This window comes from Nocardioides sp. FY1077 (assembly GCF_058681775.1).
In genome coordinates, this window is record NZ_JBZWDB010000003.1 from 76487 (window position 1) to 97377 (window position 20891).

18 protein-coding genes are annotated in these 20891 nt (G+C 72.8%); 1 reads left to right on the forward strand and 17 read right to left on the reverse strand.

Going from position 1 to position 20891, the window contains the following annotated elements:
• Window positions 1–55: 55 nt before the first annotated feature.
• The 16 genes from AC4OR8_RS09925 to AC4OR8_RS10000 all read right to left on the reverse strand — a co-directional run bounded on the left by AC4OR8_RS09925 (window position 56) and on the right by AC4OR8_RS10000 (window position 18868).
• Window positions 56–880: a prepilin peptidase gene (locus tag AC4OR8_RS09925; RefSeq protein ID WP_492165393.1), complete on the reverse strand. Its 825-nt coding sequence runs from the start codon at window positions 878–880 to the stop codon at window positions 56–58.
• Complete coding sequence (locus AC4OR8_RS09930; RefSeq protein WP_492165394.1) at window positions 880–1713, reverse strand: shikimate dehydrogenase; 834 nt, start codon at window positions 1711–1713, stop codon at window positions 880–882. The genes AC4OR8_RS09925 and AC4OR8_RS09930 overlap by 1 nt, the downstream gene beginning before the upstream one ends.
• 11 nt (window positions 1714–1724) lie before the next feature.
• Window positions 1725–2909 (reverse strand): endolytic transglycosylase MltG, encoded by a 1185-nt coding sequence (gene mltG / locus AC4OR8_RS09935; protein WP_492165395.1) that lies wholly within the window; start codon window positions 2907–2909, stop codon window positions 1725–1727.
• Entirely contained in the window at window positions 2906–3397 is a 492-nt protein-coding gene (gene ruvX, locus AC4OR8_RS09940; protein WP_492165396.1) for a Holliday junction resolvase RuvX, read from the reverse strand. The genes mltG and ruvX overlap by 4 nt, the downstream gene beginning before the upstream one ends.
• 2 nt (window positions 3398–3399) lie before the next feature.
• Entirely contained in the window at window positions 3400–6072 is a 2673-nt protein-coding gene (gene alaS, locus AC4OR8_RS09945; RefSeq protein ID WP_492165397.1) for an alanine--tRNA ligase, read from the reverse strand.
• Complete coding sequence (locus AC4OR8_RS09950; protein WP_492165398.1) at window positions 6072–6431, reverse strand: DUF6167 family protein; 360 nt, start codon at window positions 6429–6431, stop codon at window positions 6072–6074. The genes alaS and AC4OR8_RS09950 overlap by 1 nt, the downstream gene beginning before the upstream one ends.
• Window positions 6432–6441: 10 nt before the next feature.
• A complete protein-coding gene (locus AC4OR8_RS09955) occupies window positions 6442–7011 on the reverse strand; it encodes a hypothetical protein (protein WP_492165399.1) in 570 nt (189 codons plus the stop codon).
• 25 nt (window positions 7012–7036) lie between these two features.
• Window positions 7037–8413 carry a replication-associated recombination protein A gene (locus AC4OR8_RS09960; RefSeq protein ID WP_492165400.1) on the reverse strand — a complete coding sequence of 459 codons (1377 nt, stop codon included), beginning with the start codon at window positions 8411–8413 and terminating at the stop codon, window positions 7037–7039.
• Window positions 8400–9620, reverse strand: coding sequence for an ABC transporter ATP-binding protein (locus AC4OR8_RS09965; RefSeq protein ID WP_492165401.1), 1221 nt, complete (start codon window positions 9618–9620; stop codon window positions 8400–8402). The genes AC4OR8_RS09960 and AC4OR8_RS09965 overlap by 14 nt, the downstream gene beginning before the upstream one ends.
• Window positions 9620–10717, reverse strand: coding sequence for an ABC transporter ATP-binding protein (locus tag AC4OR8_RS09970; RefSeq protein WP_492165402.1), 1098 nt, complete (start codon window positions 10715–10717; stop codon window positions 9620–9622). The genes AC4OR8_RS09965 and AC4OR8_RS09970 overlap by 1 nt, the downstream gene beginning before the upstream one ends.
• A 10-nt stretch (window positions 10718–10727) precedes the next feature.
• Window positions 10728–11744 carry an ABC transporter permease gene (locus AC4OR8_RS09975; RefSeq protein WP_492165403.1) on the reverse strand — a complete coding sequence of 339 codons (1017 nt, stop codon included), beginning with the start codon at window positions 11742–11744 and terminating at the stop codon, window positions 10728–10730.
• A gap of 198 nt (window positions 11745–11942) precedes the next feature.
• Complete coding sequence (locus AC4OR8_RS09980; RefSeq protein ID WP_492165404.1) at window positions 11943–13700, reverse strand: ABC transporter substrate-binding protein; 1758 nt, start codon at window positions 13698–13700, stop codon at window positions 11943–11945.
• Between the two features lie 101 nt (window positions 13701–13801).
• On the reverse strand, window positions 13802–14833 hold the full coding sequence (locus AC4OR8_RS09985; protein WP_492165405.1) for an ABC transporter permease: 1032 nt from the start codon (window positions 14831–14833) through the stop codon (window positions 13802–13804).
• A gap of 163 nt (window positions 14834–14996) precedes the next feature.
• Window positions 14997–16787: an aspartate--tRNA ligase gene (gene aspS / locus AC4OR8_RS09990; protein ID WP_492165406.1), complete on the reverse strand. Its 1791-nt coding sequence runs from the start codon at window positions 16785–16787 to the stop codon at window positions 14997–14999.
• Window positions 16784–18136: a histidine--tRNA ligase gene (gene hisS, locus AC4OR8_RS09995; RefSeq protein ID WP_492165407.1), complete on the reverse strand. Its 1353-nt coding sequence runs from the start codon at window positions 18134–18136 to the stop codon at window positions 16784–16786. Before hisS ends, aspS begins: the two co-directional genes overlap by 4 nt.
• 3 nt (window positions 18137–18139) lie before the next feature.
• Window positions 18140–18868, reverse strand: coding sequence for an MBL fold metallo-hydrolase (locus tag AC4OR8_RS10000; RefSeq protein ID WP_492165408.1), 729 nt, complete (start codon window positions 18866–18868; stop codon window positions 18140–18142).
• A gap of 130 nt (window positions 18869–18998) precedes the next feature.
• On the opposite strand from AC4OR8_RS10000, the gene AC4OR8_RS10005 reads away from it, so the two are divergent.
• Entirely contained in the window at window positions 18999–20228 is a 1230-nt protein-coding gene (locus AC4OR8_RS10005; RefSeq protein ID WP_492165409.1) for a DUF349 domain-containing protein, read from the forward strand.
• Window positions 20229–20484: 256 nt separating this feature from the next.
• Here the strand turns inward: AC4OR8_RS10005 and AC4OR8_RS10010 are convergent, their stop codons facing one another.
• Entirely contained in the window at window positions 20485–20766 is a 282-nt protein-coding gene (locus AC4OR8_RS10010; RefSeq protein WP_492165410.1) for a GIY-YIG nuclease family protein, read from the reverse strand.
• Window positions 20767–20891: the final 125 nt, after the last annotated feature.

Sequence of the window (20891 nt, forward strand, 5' to 3'; positions counted from 1 at the left end):
TCCCCAGGCACACGACCCCACCCACAGACCCGCGACAGGACCCCGAGGCAGGGGCCTAGCGGAGCAGGGCGTCGACGACGGCGGGGCCGGCGAGGAGCCCGAGGAGGGCGCCGACCACCATGAACGGGCCGAACGGGAACGCGGCGCGCAGCAGCGAGCGGTCGCGGCGCACGACCGCCAGCAGGGCGCCCGGCACGGCGAAGACCAGGAAGCCGGCGTACGTGCCGACGAGCAGCTCGGCCCAGCCGGCCCGGCCGAGCACCAGCCCGAGGAGCGCGGCCAGCCGCACGTCGCCGAAGCCCATGCCGGCCGAGCGCACCGCCCAGAGCAGCCAGTAGACCGAGCGCGCCGCCAGCAGCCCGGTGCCGGCGCGCACGACGGCGTCGTGGTCCCCGGTGACCAGCCACTCCACGACGGCCAGCACGACGAGCGCGGCGGTCGCCGGGAGGACGATCCGCGACGGCAGCAGGCGCGTGCGGGCGTCGACCCACGCCAGCGCCACGCAGACCGGTACGGCGGGCAGCAGGTAGGCCAGCAGCCACGGGTCGTCGGCCCCGGCGGCGACCGCCACGAGCGCCCCGGCGACCACGCCGGCGAGACCGGTCCACCACCGCACGCGCGGCGCCCGGGCGAGGTCGGCGTAGCGCGGCTTCACCGGCTCCGCGGCCCCGACCTCCACCCCGTCCGACTCCCCCCCGTCGGTCGCCGGGCCGTCGGACGCCGGCCGGTCCGCCTCCACCTCGTCGGGTCCAGCACCGCCGGCCACAGCACCGCCGGGCACAGCAGGCGCCGGCTCGGGGAGCCGGGCCACCACCGACGGGGCGAGCGCCGAGGCGGCGCCGCAGCCCACCGCGGCGAGGACGACGAGCAGCGGCTCCATCAGCGGGCGGCCAGCGCCGCGAGTCCGGCCTCGCGCATGGTCGGCAGCGGCGCCGGGCGCCCGGTCATCAGCGTCACCTGCAGCGCGGCCTGGTGCACCAGCAGGTCGAGCCCCGTCACGAGCACCCCGCCCGCGCCGGGGACAGCAGCCGAGAGCGGCGTGGGCCACGGGTCGTAGACGACCTCGAACACCACCGGCGCGCCGGCCCACCGCTCCACCAGGGCCGGCTCCTGGGCGCCGGCCGGCACCGTGGAGACCACGAGGTCCACCGCACCGACCGCTGCGGCGGGGGTGTCCAGGCCGGCTGCGCGCACGCTCGGGCGCGACGGGTGCGCCGCCACCGCGGCGACGGTCTCCGCCGCGCGCCCCGGCGTTCGGGCCAGCACGACCACCTCGCGGGCGCCGAGCTCGCAGGCGGCGAGCCCGGTGGAGGCGGCGGTGGCTCCCCCGCCGAGCACGACGCAGCGCGTCACGGGTCCGTCGTGGTGCTCACGCACCGCGGCCACCGCGCCCGGCAGGTCGGTGTTGTCGGCCTGCGCACCGTCGGCGTCGAGCACCAGCGTGTTGGCCCCGCCGGCCAGCCGCGCCCGCGCCGAGACCTCCAGGACCCGGCCGTCGGGCAGCGTCCCCGACGTGCCCAGCGCCAGCAGCTCCCGCTTGAGCGGCATCGTCAGCGACAGCCCGCGCCACTCGGCGTCGAGGCCGGCGAGGAACCCGGGCAGGCCTCCCGCCGGCACCCGCACGGCGTCGTAGGTCCACGCCAGCCCGAGCTCGGCGTACGCCGCCCGGTGCAGTGTCGGCGACAGCGAGTGGCCGATCGGGTCACCGAGCACGGCGCACCGCATCAGCAGCGGTCGGACTCGTTGGCGCAGTAGGCGTCCAGCTCCGCGTTGTAGTCGAGGAACTCGTCGTAGGTCTCGGCGAACTTGGTCTCGCCGGTCTCCAGGTTCACCGTCACGTAGTACAGCCAGGCCCCCTCGTCGGGCGAGGCCGCGGCCGCGATGGCGGCGTCACCCGGTGCCTCGATCGGCGTGGGCGGCAGGCCCTGCTGGGTGTAGGTGTTGTACGGCGAGTCCGACACCGACTCGATCTCGGCGTCGGTCAGCCGGGCGATGCCGGTCTCGCCGAGGGCGTAGTTGACGGCGGCGTCGATCTGCAGCAGGCCGGCGGTCTCGTCGTTGTCGGGGCTGAGGCGGTTGTAGATGACCCGCGCGACCTTCGGCATGTCGTCGCCGCGGCCCTCGGCCTCGACGAGGCTGGCCACGGTCATCAGCTCCTGCGGCGTGATGCCGAGCTGGTCGGCGGCCTGCTCGAGCCCGGCGTCGTCGGCGGCCTGGCTCCAGCGCGCCAGCATCGCCTCGATCATGCCGGCGGGGTCGTCCTTGGGGCCGAAGGCGTACGTCGAGGGGAACAGGTAGCCCTCGGGGTTGCCCCCGGCGTAGTCGGGCAGGCCCAGCTCGGAGAGGCGGCGCTCGTCGTCGAGCACGCGCTCGAACTCGGCGGCGTCGTAGCGGGTGGACTTCGCGAGGATGTCGACGATGTCGACCACGCGCAGGCCCTCCGGCACGGTGACGGAGGTGGTGATCAGGTTGGCGGGGTCGACGAGCACGTCGATCGCGTCGGCCGACGGGAGCTGCCGCTTCAGCTGGTAGAACCCGGCCTGGATGCCCGTCGACTCGGGGTCGTCGGTGGCGGCCGCGAGGCAGGCGTCGACCGACGCCACGACCTTCGCGTCCTTGAGGTTGCGGCAGATCTGGCCCGAACTGTCGCCCGAGACCACCTCGAACTGCACCCGCCCCTGTCCGGGGCCGTCGTAGTCCTCGGGGTCGCTGAAGGCGCTGTCGAGGAACGCGGTGCCGCGGTCGTAGAGCACGTAGCCGCCCCCCACGAGCACGGCGAGCGCGATCAGCACGGCCAGGCAGCCGGGCAGCCTGCTGCGCTCGCGCCGGCGGCGTCCCCCGGCGTCGGGGGCGCTGCTCAGGGGCAGCGGTGACGACCCGTCGGTCTCGTGCCGGTCCTGCTCAGTCATGCGTTGTCCTCCACGTCGTCACCGACCACCTCACCGGGAGGGGTCCCGGTGGCGCGCTCGGTGTCCAGGGCGTGCTGCAGGATCAGCACCGCTGCGGCCTGGTCGACCACCGCGCGCTGCTTGGGCCCGCGGCGGACGCCCCCCGGGCTGCCGCGCAGCATAGCCTCCGCCGAGATGGTGGTGAGCCGCTCGTCGACGAGCCGCACCGGCAGCGGGGCCAGCCGGCGCGCCAGGGTCGCGGTCCACACCCGGGTCTTCGCCGCGGCCGGGCCCTCGCCGCCCGACAGCGAGCGCGGGAGCCCGGCGACCACCTCGATCACCTCGGAGTCCTCGGCGATCTCGGCCACGATGGCGGCGATCCGGGCCAGGTCGCCCTTGCCCCGCTTCACCGTCTCCACCGGGCTGGCCAGGAACCCCGTGGGGTCGCTGCGCGCGACGCCGACGCGGGCGTCGCCCGGGTCGATGCCGAGCCGCACCCCGTGGCGCACCCTCAGGCCCCGACCACGCGGGCGACCTCGGTGGCCACCACGGCGAGCGCCTCGCCGACGCGTCCGGTGTCGGTGCCGCCACCCTGTGCCACGTCGGCCTTGCCGCCGCCCTTGCCGTCGACGAGCGGGCCCACGGCACGCACCAGGTCGTTGGCCGACAGACCGCGGGCGCGGGCGTCGTCGGTGGTCGCGGCGACCACGGCCACCTTGCCGTCGCGCACGCCGACGACCACGACCACGCCGGGCTCGCCCTGCGGCAGCCGGCTGCGCACGTCGAGCGCCAGGGTGCGTACGTCGCCCCCGGCCGCGCCGTCGACGCGGTGGGCCACCACGTGCACCGGGCCGACCCGCTGGGCACCGGCGGCGAGGTCGCCCCCGGCGGCGAGCAGCTGGGCCAGGCGGGCCTTCTCGACCTCCTTCTCGGCGGCGCGGAGCCGGTCGACGAGGTCGGAGACCCGGCCGACGAGGTCGTCGGGGCGGGTCTTCAGCAGGCCGGTGAGCTGGCCGACGACGTCGCGCTCGCGGGCGAGGTAGTCGAAGCCCTCGAGGCCGGTGTGGGCCTCGATGCGCCGGTTGCCCGAGCCCACCGACGACTCACCGGTGACCACGATGGTGCCGATCTGCGAGGAGTGGTCGACGTGCGTGCCGCCGCACAGCTCGCGCGACCACGGGCCGCCGATCTCCACGACCCGCACCTGCGAGTTGTCGTAGGTCTCGCCGAACAGCGCGATCGCGCCCCAGTCCTTGGCCTCGGGCAGCGTCATGTACTGCCACCCGACGGGCAGGTCGGCGCGCAGCGCGGCGTTGGAGACCTGCTCGATGTCGCGCACCTGCTCCGGGCTCAGCCCGGAGCCCCAGCCGAAGTCGAGGCGCAGGTAGCCCGGGCGGTTGTAGGAGCCCGACTGCAGCGCCGAGGGGCCGAGCACCTCGCGCAGCGCGGCGTGCACGACGTGGGTGCCGGAGTGGGCCTGGCGCGCGCCGGTGCGCCACGCCGGGTCGACCCGCGCGTGCAGGACGGCGTCCTGGGCCAGCTCGCCCTCGAGCACCCGCACCTGGTGCACCACCAGGCCGCGCACGGGACGCTGCACGTCGAGCACCTCGAGGCGCGCCCCGTCGGCGACCAGCACGCCGGCGTCGGCGACCTGGCCGCCCGACTCGGCGTAGAACGGGGTGCGGTCGAGCACGACCTCCCCCACCTCGCCCTCGCGCAGCACCGGGACGCCGACGCCACCGGCCAGCACCGCCAGCACCCGCGACTCGGTCTCGAGCGTCTCGTAGGCCAGCCAGTCGGTGGGGCCGTGGGCGTCGAGCACCCCGCGGTAGGCGCCGGTGTCGGCGTGCTGGCCCTTCTTGGCGCGCGCGTCGTCCTTGGCGCGCTGGCGCTGCTCGGTCATCAGCGCGCGGAAGCCGTCCTCGTCGACGCTGAGCCCGGCCTCCGAGGCCATCTCGAGGGTCAGGTCGATCGGGAAGCCGTAGGTGTCGTGCAGCGCGAACGCCTGGTCACCGGGCAGCCGGCTGGCGCCGGACTCCTTCACCCGGCCCGCGGCGAGGTCGAAGATCTGGGTGCCCGACTGCAGGGTGCGCCGGAAGGCCTCCTCCTCGGCGTACGCGACCCGGGCGATGCGCTCCCAGTCGGTGTGCAGGTCGGTGTAGGTCTCGCCCATCTTGTTGCGGCTGACCGGCATCAGCTCGGGCAGCGCGGGGTCGTCGTAGCCGAGCAGGCGCATCGAGCGCACGGCACGGCGCAGCAGCCGGCGCAGCACGTAGCCGCGCGCCTCGTTGCCGGGGGTGACCCCGTCGCCGATCAGCATCATGCCGCTGCGCACGTGGTCGGCGACGACGCGGAACCGGACGTCGTCGACGGGGTCGGCGCCGTAGCGGCGGCCGGTGAGCTGCTCGGCCATCTCGATGACGGGGAACATCACGTCGATCTCGTACATGTTCTCGACGCCCTGGGTCATGAACGCGACCCGCTCCAGGCCCATGCCGGTGTCGATGTTCTTCTTCGGCAGGGAGCCGGCGATGTCGAAGTCCTCCTTCGAGCGCACCGCCGACAGCTCGTCCTGCATGAAGACGAGGTTCCAGAACTCCAGGTAGCGGTCCTCGGCGGAGAAGTCGCCGTCGGCGCCGTACGCCGGGCCGCGGTCGATGAGGATCTCCGAGCAGGGACCGCCGGGGCCGGGCACGCCCATCGACCAGTAGTTCTCCGACTTGCCCAGCCGCGCGATGCGGTCGTCGGGCAGGCCGGTGATCTTGCGCCACAGCGCCACGGCCTCGGGGTCGTCGACGTACACGCTCGGGTAGAGCGTGGCCTCGTCGAAGCCCCAGCCGCCGTCGGCCTGCGGCTTGGTGACCAGGTCCCAGGCCAGCTCGATGGCCTGCTCCTTGAAGTAGTCGCCGAAGGAGAAGTTGCCGCACATCTCGAAGAACGTGCCGTGGCGGGTGGTCTTGCCGACGTCCTCGATGTCGGGGGTGCGCACGCACTTCTGCACGCTCGTGGCGCGGTCGAAGGGCGGCGTCTCCTGCCCGAGGAAGTACGGCTTGAACGGCACCATGCCCGCGTTGACGAACAGCAGGTTCGGGTCGTCGAGCAGCAGCGAGGCCGAGGGGACGGGGGTGTGGCCGGCCCGCTCGAAGTGGGCCAGGAACCTCCGTCGGATCTCCGCGGTGTCCATCAGCTGGTGCCTTCCTGTCCTGGGGTGCTGCGGGTCCCGGAGGGGTCCGGGATCGGGGTGGTGCCGGTGGTGGTGTCGGTGGTGCCGGTGGTGGTCGGGAGGGGGGTGACGGGGGTGGCGGCCAGCTCGGGCCGCCGGCCGGCGGTGCGCAGTCCGCCGCCCACGCGCGCCCGCAGCGCGGGCTCGGCGTCGGCACGGCCCTGGGCCACCTCGTCGCGCAGCAGCCGGGCGCCGACCACGGCCGCGCCCACCCGGTCGCGCAGTCCGTCGACGCTCACGGCCTCGGCGGCCCGGCGCCCGCGCACCATCGCGTAGGCCCCGGCGCCGGCGCCGGCCACGAACCAGAGTCCGCGGCTCATCGCCGGCCCCTCACGCGGCCGGCTCCCCGGCGGTGAGGTCGGCGCCGAGGTCGGCGCGCTGGCGGGCCTGCACGTCGCGGCGGGCGGCGCGCAGGTCGGTGCGGCGCTGCTTGCGCGCCCGCTTGACCTCGCGGCGCATCTCGAGGCGCACCCGCTGGCGCACCTCGGGCCGCAGCGCCCGTCGTACGCCTGCCGCCAGCGACGCGGCCTGCACCACCGACTCGCGCAGCACCAGGTCGGCGAACAGCGCGCCGTCGGGGCGCACGGGGGCACCGGCCGCGCCGGTGGCGTCCTCGGCCGGCGCGACCGCCGGGTCGCCGGGCTCGGCGAGGTGGGTGATCACGAACTCGGGGCGGTCGGGCGGGGCCTCGCGCCCGACGCCTGCCGGCCGGGACTCGAGCCGGTCGAGGCGCTCGTCGAGCGCGGCGGCGACAGCGGTGGCGTGGGCGGCCTGCGCGGTCGCGCGGCGGGCGGCACGGCGGGCCGTGAGCAGGGCCACCAGCGCCGTGGCGAGCGCCACCACGGCGACGGCGAGCGCGCCCGGGACGGCCCACGCCGACCCGCTCCACTGCTCCGTCATGGTGCCCGACCCTATCGCGGGGCGCTCAGCCCCGACCGCGGCCCCGCACGAGCCGGCGGATGCGCTCCCAGCGCTCCTTGACCGCGGCCTCGGCGCCGTGGTCGGTGGGCCGGTAGTAGCTCGCGTCGGCGACGACGTCGGGGGCGTACTGCTGCTCGGCGATGCCGAACGGCGCGTCGTGGCTGTAGGTGTAGGCCGACCCGTGGCCCAGCGTCTTCGCGCCGCCGTAGTGGGCGTCGCGCAGGTGCGCCGGCACCGGCCCGATCTTCCCGGCCCGTACGTCGGCGCTCGCGGCGGCCAGCGCGGTGGTGACGGCGTTCGACTTCGGCGCCACCGCGAGGGCGACCGTGGCGTGGGCGAGGTTGAGCCCGGCCTCCGGCATGCCGATGAGCTGCACGGCCTGGGCCGCGGCGACCGCGGTGGTGAGCGCAGCGGGGTCGGCCAGGCCGATGTCCTCGCTGGCGAGGATCACCAGGCGGCGGGCGATGAACCGGGGGTCCTCGCCGGCCTCCATCATCCGCGCCAGGTAGTGCAGCGCGGCGTCGGCGTCGGAGCCGCGCACCGACTTGATGAAGGCGCTGGTGACGTCGTAGTGCTGGTCGCCCTGGCGGTCGTAGCGCACCGCGGCCTGGTCGACGGCGGTCTCGGCGGTGGACAGGTCGACCTCGGTGCTCCCCCGCGCCGACGCCGTGCCGGCGGCGGCCTCGAGGTAGGTCAGCGAGCGCCGCGCGTCGCCACCGGCGAGGCGCACGAGGTGGTCGAGGGCGTCGTCGGTGACGGTGAAGCGACCGGCCAGGCCGCGCTCGTCGACGAGCGCGGTGGTCATCACCCCGCGCACGTCGTCGTCGGTGAGCGACTCCAGGCGCAGCAGCAGGCTGCGCGAGAGCAGCGGGGAGATGACGGAGAAGAACGGGTTCTCGGTGGTGGCGGCCACCAGCGAGACCCAGCGGTTCTCCACCCCGGGCAGCAGCGCGTCCTGCTGGGCCTTGCTGAAGCGGTGCACCTCGTCGACGAACAGCACCGTCTCCGCGCCCCCGCGGGCCAGCTCGGCGCGGGCGCCGTCGATGGCGGCGCGCACCTCCTTCACCCCGGCCGAGACCGCGGAGACCTCGACGAACCGCCGCTCGGTCGACTGGCTGACGATCGAGGCGATCGTGGTCTTGCCGGTGCCGGGCGGGCCCCACAGCAGCAACGACAGGGAGCGCTGGTCGTCGATCAGCTGGCGCAGCGGCGAGCCGGGGGCGCGCAGCTGCTGCTGGCCCACGAGCTCGTCGAGGGTGCGGGGGCGCATCCGCACCGCCAGCGGCGCCGAGGCGCGGCCGGCCTGGGCCGACAGCGACCCGCCGCCGCCCGGTGGGGGCGACGGCGGACCGGCGGCGAAGAGAGCCTCAGGCTCGTCCAAAAGTCCTGGTGTCCAGGTCGAACCAGGTGTCGTCGTAGCCCGGCTTGTCGGTCAGGTCGGGGCTGGGGCTGGCCCCCGGGTCGGGGTTGCCGGCGTGGTCGACGCCGAGCATGCCGGCCGTCAGCGGCTCGTTGGGGTGCTGACCCAGCGCGCCCGGGAAGTGGCAGGCGACCTTGTGCTGCTTGCCGATCTGCAGCAGCGGCGGCTCGAGGCGCGCGCAGATGTCCTGGGCGATCGGGCAGCGGGTGCGGAAGCGGCAGCCCGACGGCGGGTTGATCGGGCTCGGCACGTCGCCCTCGAGCTGGATGCGCTCGCGGCGTCCGCCGGTCGCGGCCTGCTTCACGTCGGGCACGGCCGAGAGCAGCGCCTGGGTGTAGGGGTGGCGCGGGTGGTTGTAGATGCTCTCGCGGTCGCCGATCTCCACGATCTTGCCGAGGTACATCACCGCGACCTCGGGGCAGAAGTGCCGCACGATCGCCAGGTCGTGGGCGATGAAGAGGAACGCGACGCCGAACTCGCGCTGGATGTCCTGGAGCAGGTTGATGACCTGCGCCTGGATCGACACGTCGAGCGCGGAGACCGGCTCGTCGGCCACCAGCAGCTTCGGGTTGAGCGTGAGCGCGCGAGCGATGCCAATGCGCTGGCGCTGGCCGCCGGAGAACTCGTTGGGGAACCGGTTGTAGTGCTCGGGGTTCAGCCCGACGATCTCCAGCAGCTCCTTGACCCGCGAGAGCACCTGCTTCTCCGGCACGATCTTGTGGATGCGCAGCGGCGTGCCGATGATCGAGCCGACCGTGTGGCGGGGGTTCAGCGAGGTGTAGGGGTCCTGGAAGATCATCTGGATCTCCCGGCGCAGCGGCTTGAGCTTGCGCTCCGGAGTCTTCGCGATGTCCTCGCCCTCGAAGCGGATGTGACCGCCGGTGGGCTCGTAGAGGCGCGTGATCAGCCGGCCGGTGGTCGACTTGCCGCAGCCCGACTCCCCCACCAGGCCCAGCGAGCCGGCGGCCTTGACCTCGAAGGAGACGCCGTCGACGGCCTGCACGTCGCCGACCTTGCGGTGGATGAGGCCCGAGGACTTCACCGGGAAGTACATCTTCAGGTTCTCGACCGACAGCAGCGTGGGCGCGTCGGTCGGGGCCACGGTCGCCCCGTGGGCGGAGACCGTGGTGCTGCCGCCCCGGGGGGCGTCGCTCAGCGGGGTGGACATCAACGCTCCTCGTCGACGAGATCGGGGGCGATCTCGGGAAGGATCTCGGTTCGGTAGATGGCCTCGGGGTCGGCGAGGTGGCACCTCTTGAGGTGGCCCGAGGACCGGTTGCCCGGCAGCAGGTCAGGGGTGGTGGTGGTGCACAGGTCGCCGGGCACCTTGTCGCGGTGGGTGCAGCGCGGGTGGAAGGCGCAGCCGGTGGGCGGGTTCAGCAGGCTCGGCGGGCTGCCCGGGATCGGGATGAGCTTGGCCGAGGTGTCGCCCAGGACGTCGGGCACGCTCGAGAGCAGGCCCCACGTGTAGGGCATCTCGGGGTGGGTGAGGATCTCGGTGGTCTTGCCGTACTCCACGCCGCGGCCGGCGTACATGACCAGGGTGTCGTCGGTCATCTCGGCCACGACGCCGAGGTCGTGGGTGATGATGATGACCGCGGAGTCGAACTCGCGCTGCAGGTCCTGCAGCAGGTCGAGGATCTGCGCCTGCACCGTCACGTCGAGCGCGGTGGTGGGCTCGTCGGCGATGAGCAGCGACGGGTCGTTGACCAGGCCCATCGCGATCATGGCGCGCTGGCGCATGCCGCCGGAGAACTGGTGGGGGTAGGAGTCGACGCGCTGGTCGGGCTGCGGGATGCCGACGCGGTCGAGCATCTCGATGGCACGCCTGCGGGCGACCTTCTTGCTGACGCTGTGGTGCACGCGGTAGGCCTCGATGATCTGCGCGCCCACCGAGTAGTACGGGTGCAGGGCCGAGAGCGGGTCCTGGAAGATCATGGAGACCTCCCGCCCGCGCAGCTCGCGCATCTCCTTCTCGCTGAGCTGCAGCACGTCGGTGCCGCGCACCTTGATCGAGCCGGACAGCTGGGCGTTCGAGCCGTGGAAGAGCCCCATGATGGCCGAGCTGGAGACCGACTTGCCGGAGCCGGACTCCCCGACGATGCCGAGGGTCTTGCCCCGCTCGACGGAGTAGCTGAGCCCGTCGACGGCCTTGACCACGCCGTCGCTGGTCGGGAAGTGGACCTGGAGGTCCTCGACGACCAGCAGCGGCTCGGCGGAGGCGGCCGGGCGCGAGGCCGGGCTGGTCTGTGTCGTGGAAGACATGGGTGGCTCCTTAACCGAGGCGCACGCGGGGGTCGATGACCGCGTACAGCATGTCGACGATGATGTTGGCGATGATCACGATCGCGGCGACCAGGAGCACGATGCCGACGATGAGCGGGAGGTCGAAGCGGGCGATCGCGGTGACCGACAGCTTGCCGACCCCGTTGTAGTTGAAGACCGACTCCGTGATGATCGCACCGCCGAGCAAGCCGGCCAGGTCGAGGCCCGACAGGGTGACCAGCGGGGTGAGCACCGCACGCAGCGTGTGCTTGCCGATGACGGTGCGCTGCGGCAGCCCCTTGGCTCGCGCGGTGCGGATGTAGTCCTCGGTCTGGGTCTCCAGCACGAACGCGCGAGTGATGCGGATGTAGCCGGCCATGTAGACCAGCGCCAGGGTGATCGCCGGCAGCAGCAGCGAGGCGAACCAGGCGAACGGCCCGCCCTCGGCGATGGAGATGTAGCGGGGCGTGTCGACCAGGCCCCACCGGATCGCGATGTAGGTGAGCATCAGCTGGCCCACGAAGAAGGTGGGGAACGCGAAGGCGACCAGCGACAGCGCGACGATGCCGCGGTCGAGCACCCTGCCCTTGAACAGGGCACTGACCACCCCGAGCAGCACCCCACCGACCATCCAGATGAGGAACGCCGCCAGCGCCAGCGACACCGAGACCGGCAGCTTGTCGGAGATCAGGTCACGCACGTTCTCGCCGTAGCCGGTGGAGTAGCCCAGGCACGGGGCGTCGCACTCGGTGACCAGCTCGGGGGCGGCCTCGCGCAGCGCCGGGTCGTCGGGGAACTGCCGACCGGCGACCACGCCCTTGGCGAACTTCGCCCACTGGGTGGTGATCGGCTCGTCGTAGCCGAGCGCGGCCTTGGTCTGCTCGAGCTGCTGCGCCGTGCACTTCTGCCCGCACGCGTAGCGCTCGGGGGTGCTGGAGCTGGCGTAGAAGAGCAGGAACGTGACCATGCTCATGACCACCAGCAGCAGGGCGCCGCTGAACAGGCGTCGAAGGGCGTAAGCGAACACGGGGACCTCGGGGTCTCGTCGGTATCAGGGCCCGCAGGTGCCGGTGGGCGACCGGCACGGGGGCTGGCAGGAGACAGGGCTCGTGCGTCGTGACGCGACGAGCCCGGTGGGACCGTGCGGCCCCGCCCCGGTGGAGGGCGGGACCGCACGGTCGGTGCGCGTCAGGGACGCGCGGTGGTGCTGTTCACCTGGTGGTGGTCACTGACCGCCGTCGGCCACGGCGATGACGCCGAGGTCGGGGTAGCCGCTGGTCGAGACCGAGTTCACGTAGTTCTCGATGTCGGAGCCGCGCAGGTAGTAGAACCGCGTGGTGTCCAGCGGGATGTAGGCCACGTCGTCGGCGAGGAGCTGGTCGAGCTCCGCCCACTTCTCGTTGGCCGCGTCCAGGTCGGGCTCGGCGAGCGCCTCGTCGATGAGGGCGTTGGCCTCGTCGCTGTCGTAGTTGCCGTAGTCCTGGCCGTTGGAGGCAGCGGTCAGGTTGATGCGGCTGTCGAACAGCGGCGGGAGCACCGTGGAGATCGAGGGCCAGTCAGCACCCCAGCCGCCCCAGATCAGGTCGGAGTCGGAGTCGGGCTTCTGGATGGTCTCGTAGTACGGGCCCGAGGGGTCCAGACCGTCCAGCTCGACCTCGAAGCCGGCCTGGTCGTAGGTGTCCTTCAGGGCGGCGAAGGCGTTCTGCGAGGCCTCCGAGCCGATCGGGTAGGTGAGCTTGATCGGGTACGGCATCTCGACGCCGGCCTCCTCGAGCAGCGCCTTGGCAGCGTCGATGTCGCCGCCGGCCTCGGACCCGAAGGTCTCCAGGGGCTGGTGACCCGGCACGTCGGGGCTGACGATGGTCAGCGCCGGGCTGGAGGCCAGCTCGCCACCGAGCGCACCGATGTAGGCGGCACGGTTGGTGGCCAGGGCGAGGGCCTGGCGCACCTTCGGGTCGGTCACGGTGTTGTGGTTCGGCACCAGGTAGTTGGTGAAGGGCGACTCGATGTTGACCGAGCGGTCCTCCACCTCACCGGTGATCTGCGGGTACTGCGCGGCGCTGACGTTCTGCGCGGCGATCGTGGTGCTGCTGTCGTCGGCGATGAGCCGCTCGATGATCGTCTCGGGCTCGATGCCGACCTCGAAGGAGATCGAGTCGAAGTTCGCCTGACGGTTGGTGTCCTCCTCGCCGTCCCACTCGGGGTTGCGCACGAAGGTGCCGCCGGAGTCCTCGTCCCACTCGCCGTCGAGCATGTAGGGCCCGTTGGAGAAGACGACGAGGTCGGACTTGTCGCCCTTGTCCTGGTCCTCGCGCACCGGGTCGAACGCGCGCAGCGAGGCGACGGCCAGCGGGAAGTCCGGGAAGGGCTTGTTGAACTTGTAGGTGATCGTGTTGCCGTCGCACGAGACGGCCTCGTCGAACAGCTCCTGGCCCTCAGCGGTGTAGGGGCCCTTGTACTGCGAGGTGCCGTCCTCCGCGGTGGGGATGTCGAGGTAGCCGATGATGTAGTTCGGGCCGCCGGTGATGACGTCGGTGGCGAAGGTGCGCGAGGCGCCGTAGGCGAAGTCCTCGCACGTGACGGGCTCGCCGTCCTGCCAGGTCGGGCCCTCCTTCAGCGTGAACTGCCACTCGGTGGCGTCCTCGTTGGCGGTGCCGGTGTCGGTGGCCATGTCGGGGATGGGCGTGGTGCCCTCCTCGGCGTCGGTCGCGCCGCTGGGGAACTGCACCCAGCTGCGGTAGGCCAGACGACCGAGGTTCGACAGGTCGCGGCCGACGTAGACGCGCTGGGGGTCGAGGTGCTCGATCACCGACGAGACGAGGTAGGTGATGTCACCGCCCTTCGTGGCCTCGGTGACTTCCTGCGACGCGACCTCGTCGGGGGCCGAGCTGGTGTCGCCGCCGTCGCCACCGCAACCGGCGAGGCCGATCGCGACGACTGCGGACGTCGCGAGTGCGACGAACCGCTTCCGTGTCCTACCCATGTGAGTCTCCTTTTGGGGATCGTTCTCGCCGGTGTCGGCGTGTCTTTCCTGCGGAAAGCTGGGGGGTCGGGCCGCGCCCGGAGGGGGCCCGAGGGGGCCGGTCAGCGACCGGCCTTGGGGTCGAGGGCGTCGCGGGCGCCGTCGCCGAGGAGGTTGAACGAGATGACGATCGCGGCGATGAAGATGGCCGGCGCGAAGAAGAAGAGCGGGTCGGAGTTGGCGTACAGCAGCGCCCCGCGCAGCACGTTGCCCAGCGTCGGTGTCGGCGCCTGGATGCCCACGCCGAGGTAGCTCAGCGCGGCCTCGGCCGAGACGTAGGCCGGCATCAGGAGCGTGAAGTAGACCAGGAGGGGCGCCCACAGGTTGGGCAGGATCTCCTTGAAGTAGATGCGCGGGCGCGAGGCGCCCATCAGCACCGCGGCGTCGACGAACTCGCGCTCCCGGATCGAGAGCACCTGCCCGCGGATGAGCCGCGCCACCGGCGGCCAGCCGAAGGCGGCCAGCACGAGCACGATGTAGAGGCCGTTGACGAACGAGCCGTCGGGGCCGCGCGGCACACCGCTGTCGAGCATCCGGTCGACCACGACGCCGGAGAGCGCCAGCAGCATCAGCGTGCTGGGGAACGACAGCGTCAGGTCGATGATCCGGCCGATGATGCTGTCCACGACGCCGCCGGTGAAGCCGGCGATGATGCCCAGCACGGTACCGATCACCACGGTGATCAGCGCGCCGGAGATCGCGATGGTCAGCGACAGCGTCATGCCGAGCAGGATGCGAGAGAGCAGGTCGCGACCGGTGCCGGGCTCGATGCCCAGCGGGTGCGACCAGGTGATGCCGCCGGCGGGACCGAGCGGCAGACCGCCGCGGATCAGGTCGACCTTGTCCTGGTTGAACGTCTGCGGCTGCAGCACGCCCAGCATCACGAGGATCGGGGTGAGGACAGCGCCGACCAGGAAGAGCGCCACGACGAGGAACGCCGCCATCGACAGCTTGTCCTTGCGGAACCGCGACCAGGCCAGCCGTGCGGGCGAGCGGCCCTGCACCTCGACCTTGCCGGCAGCCGCGTCGTCTCCGACCGGCTCGTGGAACTCCGGGTCGCCGGGCTGCTCCACGCTCGATGCCGTCAGGCTCACCGAGTCACCTCTCCACTACGGACGTTGGACGCGGTGCGCGAACCCCGGGGGGCCCCGCACCGCGAGCGACTCTATGTCGCCCGGGCCCCGCCTGCGGTCACCCACGCGTAACGATCTGGTCTCGGCAGTCGAGACGGCAGGTGGGGCTCCGGCGCCCGTGGCGTCAGGAACCGGCCGGGAGATCCTCCGTGGCGCGGGCGTCCACACCGGCTTCCTTGCGCTGCTGGGCCGTGATCGGCGCAGGAGCGGCGGTGAGCGGGTCGTAGCCGCCACCCGACTTCGGGAAGGCGATCACGTCGCGGATGGAGTCGGTGCGGGCCAGCAGGGCGCAGATGCGGTCGAGGCCGACGGCGATGCCGCCGTGCGGCGGGGCGCCGTACTTGAAGGCGTCGAGGAGGAAGCCGAACTTCTCCTGCGCCTCCTCCTCGCCCAGGCCCATCACGGCGAACACGCGGCGCTGCACGTCCTCGCGGTGGATCCGGATGGACCCGCCGCCGAGCTCGTTGCCGTTGCACACGATGTCGTAGGCGTAGGCCAGCGCGCTGCCGGGGTCGGTGTCGAAGGTGTCGGCGAACTCCGGCTTGGGGCCGGTGAAGGCGTGGTGCACCGCGGTCCAGGCGCCCGAGCCCACCGCGACGTCGCCGCTGGCCACCGCGTCGGTGGCCGGCTCGAACATCGGGGCGTCGACGACCCAGGTGAAGGCGTAGGCGTCCTCGTCGATCAGGCCGCAGCGGCGGCCGATCTCGAGGCGGGCCGCGCCGAGCAGCGCGCGGCTCGACTTGGTGGCGCCGGCGCCGAAGAAGATGCAGTCGCCCGGCTGGGCGCCGACGTGCGCGGCAAGGCCGGCCTTCTCCTCGTCGGTGATGTTCTTGGCCACGGGACCGGTCAGCTCGCCGTCCTCCTGCACCAGCACGTACGCCAGCCCGCGCGCGCCGCGCTGCTTGGCCCACTCCTGCCAGGCGTCCAGCTGCTTGCGGGGCTGGCTCGCGCCGCCCGGCATCACCACGGCGCCGACGTACTCGGCCTGGAACACGCGGAACGGGGTGTCGGCGAAGTACGCCGTGCACTCGACGAGCTCGTTGCCCATGCGCAGGTCGGGCTTGTCGGAGCCGAAGCGCGCCATCGCGTCGGCGTAGGTCATCCGCGGGATCGGCAGCGCCACCTCGACGTCGACCAGGCGCCACATCGCGGCGATCACGTCCTCCATGAGGGCGATGACGTCCTCCTGGTCGACGAAGCTCATCTCGACGTCGAGCTGGGTGAACTCCGGCTGGCGGTCGGCGCGGAAGTCCTCGTCGCGGTAGCAGCGCGCGATCTGGTAGTAGCGCTCCATGCCGGCGACCATCAGCAGCTGCTTGAACAGCTGGGGGCTCTGCGGCAGGGCGTACCAGCTGCCGGGCCGCAGCCGCGCCGGCACCAGGAAGTCGCGGGCGCCCTCGGGGGTGCTGCGGGTTAGCGTGGGCGTCTCCACCTCCACGAAGTCGTGGCGGTCGAGCACGTCGCGCGCGGCCTTGTTGACCTTGCTGCGCAGGCGCAGCGCGGCGGCGGGCCCGGCGCGACGCAGGTCGAGGTAGCGGTGGCGCAGGCGCGCCTCCTCCCCCACGTCGCCGGAGCCGTGACCGGTGTCGTCGACGGCGAAGGGCAGCGGCGCGGAGGCGTTGAGCACCTCGAGGTCGGTGACCACCACCTCGATCTCGCCGGTGGGCAGGTCGGGGTTGGCGTTGCCCTCGGGGCGCAGGCTGACCTCGCCGGTGACGGCGATGCAGTACTCGCTGCGCAGGCTGTGGGCGACCTCCTCGTCGCGCACCACCACCTGCACGACGCCGCTGGCCTCGCGCAGGTCGAGGAAGGCGACGCCGCCGTGGTCGCGCCGACGGGCCACCCACCCGGCGAGGGTGACGCTCTGGCCGACGTGCTCGGCGCGCAGGGCGCCGGCGTCATGGGTGCGGATCACGGGGTCTGCTCCTTCGAGACGACCTGCGGGCGCAGGTCTGCGGTGGGCGGGCTCCAGGTGGCCGGATCGGCCGCCACCTGCTCGCCGCTGCGGATGTCCTTCACCTCGTGGCCCCCCTCGGCGGTCGTGAACCACACGTAGGGGATGCCACGGCGCTCGGCGTGGCGGATCTGCTTGCCGAACTTCTGGGGGCTGGGCGCGACCTCGCAGGCGATGTCGCGCGCGCGCAGCGCATCGGCCACGGCCTCGCTGGCCGCGCGCGCGGCGGGCTCGTCGTCGGTCAGGGCGACCAGCACGGCGCTCGGCACGGAGCGGTCGGCGCTGAGCCCCTCCTTCGCCACGAGCGGCACCAGCACCCGGCTGACGCCGAGCGAGATGCCGACGCCGGGGTAGGTGGTGCGCCCGTCGGTGGCCAGCGCGTCGTAGCGACCGCCGGAGCAGATCGAGCCCAGGGCCTCGTGGCCGCGCATGCGCGTCTCGAAGACGGTGCCGGTGTAGTAGTCCAGGCCCCGGGCGATCTTGAGGTCGGCGACGACGTCGACCTTGGGGCCGACCAGCGAGGCACAGCCCTCCACGACGGCGGCGAGCTCGGTGAGGCCCTCGTCGAGCAGCGGGTGCTCCACCCCCAGGGCGCGCACCTGCGCGACGAACGACGTGTCGTGGCTGGAGATCTCGGCGATGGCCAGGCAGCGCCGGGCGACGTCGGTGTCCATCCCGCCCTCGACGAGCAGCGCGGCCACCGCCTCCGCCGACTGCTTGTCGAGCTTGTCGACCGCGGTCATCGCCGGTGCGGGGTCGTCGAGGCCGAGGCCGAGGAAGTACCCCTCGAGCACCTTGCGGTTGTTGACCTGCAACGTGAAGCCGGGCAGGAAGTCGATGCGCCGCAGCGCGTCGAGCATCACCCGGGCCACCTCGACGTCGTGGTGGAACGACAGGGTGTCGCGCCCGACGACGTCGATGTCGGCCTGGGTGAACTCGCGGTAGCGGCCGTCCTGGGGGCGCTCGCCGCGCCACACCTTCTGCACCTGGTGACGGCGGAACGGGAACTCCAGGCGACCGGCGTTCTCCACGACGTAGCGGGCGAACGGGACGGTGAGGTCGAAGTGCAGGCCGAGGCCCGCGTCCTTGCCGCCCTCGCGCTCCTGCAGCCGGCGCAGCACGTAGACCTCCTTGGAGGTCTCGCCCTTGGTGAGCAGCTGGTCGAGCGGCTCGACCGCGCGGGTCTCGATGCCCGCGAAGCCGTGCAGCTCGAACACGTGGCGCAGCGTGTCGACGACCTGCTGCTCGACGACGCGCTGGGCGGGCAGCAGCTCGGGGAACCCGCTGAGCGGGGTGATCTTGGTGTTCACGGGTCAGAGGCCTCGGGTGACGCGGGCCGGGCCGTCGGTCTCGCCGTCGGCCAGGTCCAGCAGGTAGGGGTTGGTGGCGCGCTCGCGGCCGATGGAGGTCTGCTCGCCGTGGCCGGGGAGCACCACGACGTCGTCGGCCAGCGTGAGCACCTTGGCGGTGAGGCTGCGCAGCATCGTCGGATGGTCGCCGCCGGGCAGGTCGGTGCGCCCGATCGAGCCGGCGAAGAGCAGGTCGCCGGCGAACATGACCTCGGAGACGTCCGGCTGCCCCGCGGCAGCGCCGTACGGCGTGCGGAAGGTGACCGAGCCCGCGGTGTGGCCGGGGGTGTGGTCGACCACGAACCGCAGGCCGGCCAGCTCGAGCTCCTGGGCGTCGGCGAGCTCGCGGACGTCGTCGGGCTCGGCCCACTCGAGGTCCTGGCCGAGCAGCATCCGGCTGGTCTCGCGCGACATGCCGGCCATCGGGTCGGTCAGCAGGTGGCGGTCGGCCGGGTGGATCCAGGCGGTCGCGTCGTAGGTGCCGGCGACCGGCGCCACGCACCACATGTGGTCGACGTGGCCGTGGGTGACCAGCACGGAGACCGGCTTGAGGCGGTGCTCGCGCACCAGCTCGGCGACGCCGTCGGCGGAGTCCTTGCCGGGGTCGACCACCACGCACTCCGCGCCCGGTGCGGTCGCCACGACGTAGCAGTTCGTGCCCCAGGGGCCTGCGGGAAAACCGGCGATCAGCACCCGGTCACCCTAGCGAGCGACCAGGGTCCGCGTCGCACCGGTTGATGCCGCCCGCGCCGCGACCGACGACCTCTGACTAGCATGGGGCCTCGCGTCCGCACCGAGTGCACACGAGACCGAGGGAACTTCAGTGACGAGCGAGCAGTGGGGCCGAGTCGACGACGACGGCACCGTCTACGTCAGGACCACCGACGGGGAGCGCCCCGTGGGCCAGTACCCCGAGGGCACGCCCGAGGAGGCGCTGACGTTCTTCACCGAGCGGTTCGCCGCGCTGGCGTTCGAGGTGGAGCTGCTCGAGCAGCGGATCAAGTCGGGCGTGATGTCGCCCGAGGAGGCCACCGAGTCGCAGGGCAAGGTCCGCACCCAGGTCAGCGGTGCCAACGCCGTCGGCGACCTCGCCTCCTTGGAGGCCCGCCTCGACGCGCTCGCGCCGGTGCTGGAGCAGCAGCGCGAGGCGCGCCGGGTCGAGAAGGCGCAGCGCAGCGCCGAGTCGAAGGCGGCCAAGGAGAAGGTCGTCGCCGAGGCCGAGAAGCTCGCGGAGAGCAACGACTGGCGCAACGGCGCCAACCGTCTGCGCGACCTGCTCGAGCAGTGGAAGGCGCTCCCCCGCATCGACCGCGCCTCCGACGACGCGCTGTGGCGTCGCTTCTCCACCGCCCGCACCGCCTACACCCGCCGCCGCAAGAGCCACTTCGCGGAGCAGAACGAGAAGCGCGAGTCGGCACGCGTGGTCAAGGAGCGCCTCGCCACCGAGGCGGAGTCGCTGGCCACGTCCACCGACTGGGGCGCCACCGCCGGCCGCTACCGCGACCTGATGCGCGACTGGAAGGCCGCCGGCCCCGCCCCCAAGGACGCCGACGACGCGCTCTGGAAGCGCTTCCGCGGCGCCCAGGACACCTTCTTCGGCGCCCGCGACGCCGCCAACGCCGCGCAGGACCAGGAGTTCGCCGGCAACGCCGTGCTCAAGGAGCAGATCCTGGTCGAGGCCGAGGCGCTGCTCCCGATCACCGACCTCGACGCCGCCAAGCGTGCCGTCCGCGACCTCGCCGACCGCTGGGAGGCGGCCGGCAAGGTGCCGCGCGACCGGATGAAGGAGCTCGAGGGCCGGATGCGCGCCGTCGAGCAGGCCATCCGCAGCGCCGAGGACGACCAGTGGACCCGCTCCGACCCCGAGAAGTCGGCTCGCGCCTCCGACATGGTGAGCAAGCTGGAGTCGGCCATCGAGAAGGTCGAGGCCGACCTCGACAAGGCCCGCGCCGCCGGTGACGCCCGCAAGGTCGCCGACCTCGAGGACAACCTGGCCTCCCGCCGCCAGTTCCTCGAGATGGCCCGCCGCGCCAGCGCCGACTTCTCCGGCTGACCGGACCCCAGCACCCCCGCTGTTCGGGGGCCGAGAAGCCCCAGCGACGAGGCGTATCGAGACCCCCTGGCGAACGAACCAGGTCTCGATACGCTCGCTGGCGCTCGCTACTCGACCAACGAAGCCGGGCCTTCCTCGGTGGTCGAGTGCCGAGGAGCGCCAGCGACGAGGCGTATCGAGACCCCCCCAGCGCTGGACGCCGGCCTTCGGTGGTCAAGTGCCGAGGAGCGCCAGCGACGAGGCGTATCGAGACCCCTCAGCCCCAGCGCTTCTTCGCCAGCGCCGGCAGGTCGGCGTAGGCCTGGTCGATGAGCGCCAACCGCTTCGCCCGGCTCCAGTTCTGCACCTGCTTCTCGCGGGCGAACGCCGCCCCGACGTTCTCGTGCTCCCCGTGCCAGACCAGCCTGACGGGGAGCCGGGTGCGGGTGTAGCCGGCGCCCAGACCGAGGGCGTGCTGGTGGAGCCGGGCGTCCAGGTCGACGGTGCTCCCGACGTAGAGCGAGCCGTCGGCGCACTGCAGCATGTAGGTGAAGGCCATGCGGACGATGGTCGACCCGAGCGCCGACGGTGCGCCTCGCTCGGGCGCTGCCTTGTGGAGAGGGGTCTCGATACGCTCGCTGGCGCTCGATACTCGACCAACGAAGCGGGCCGTCCTCGCAGTCC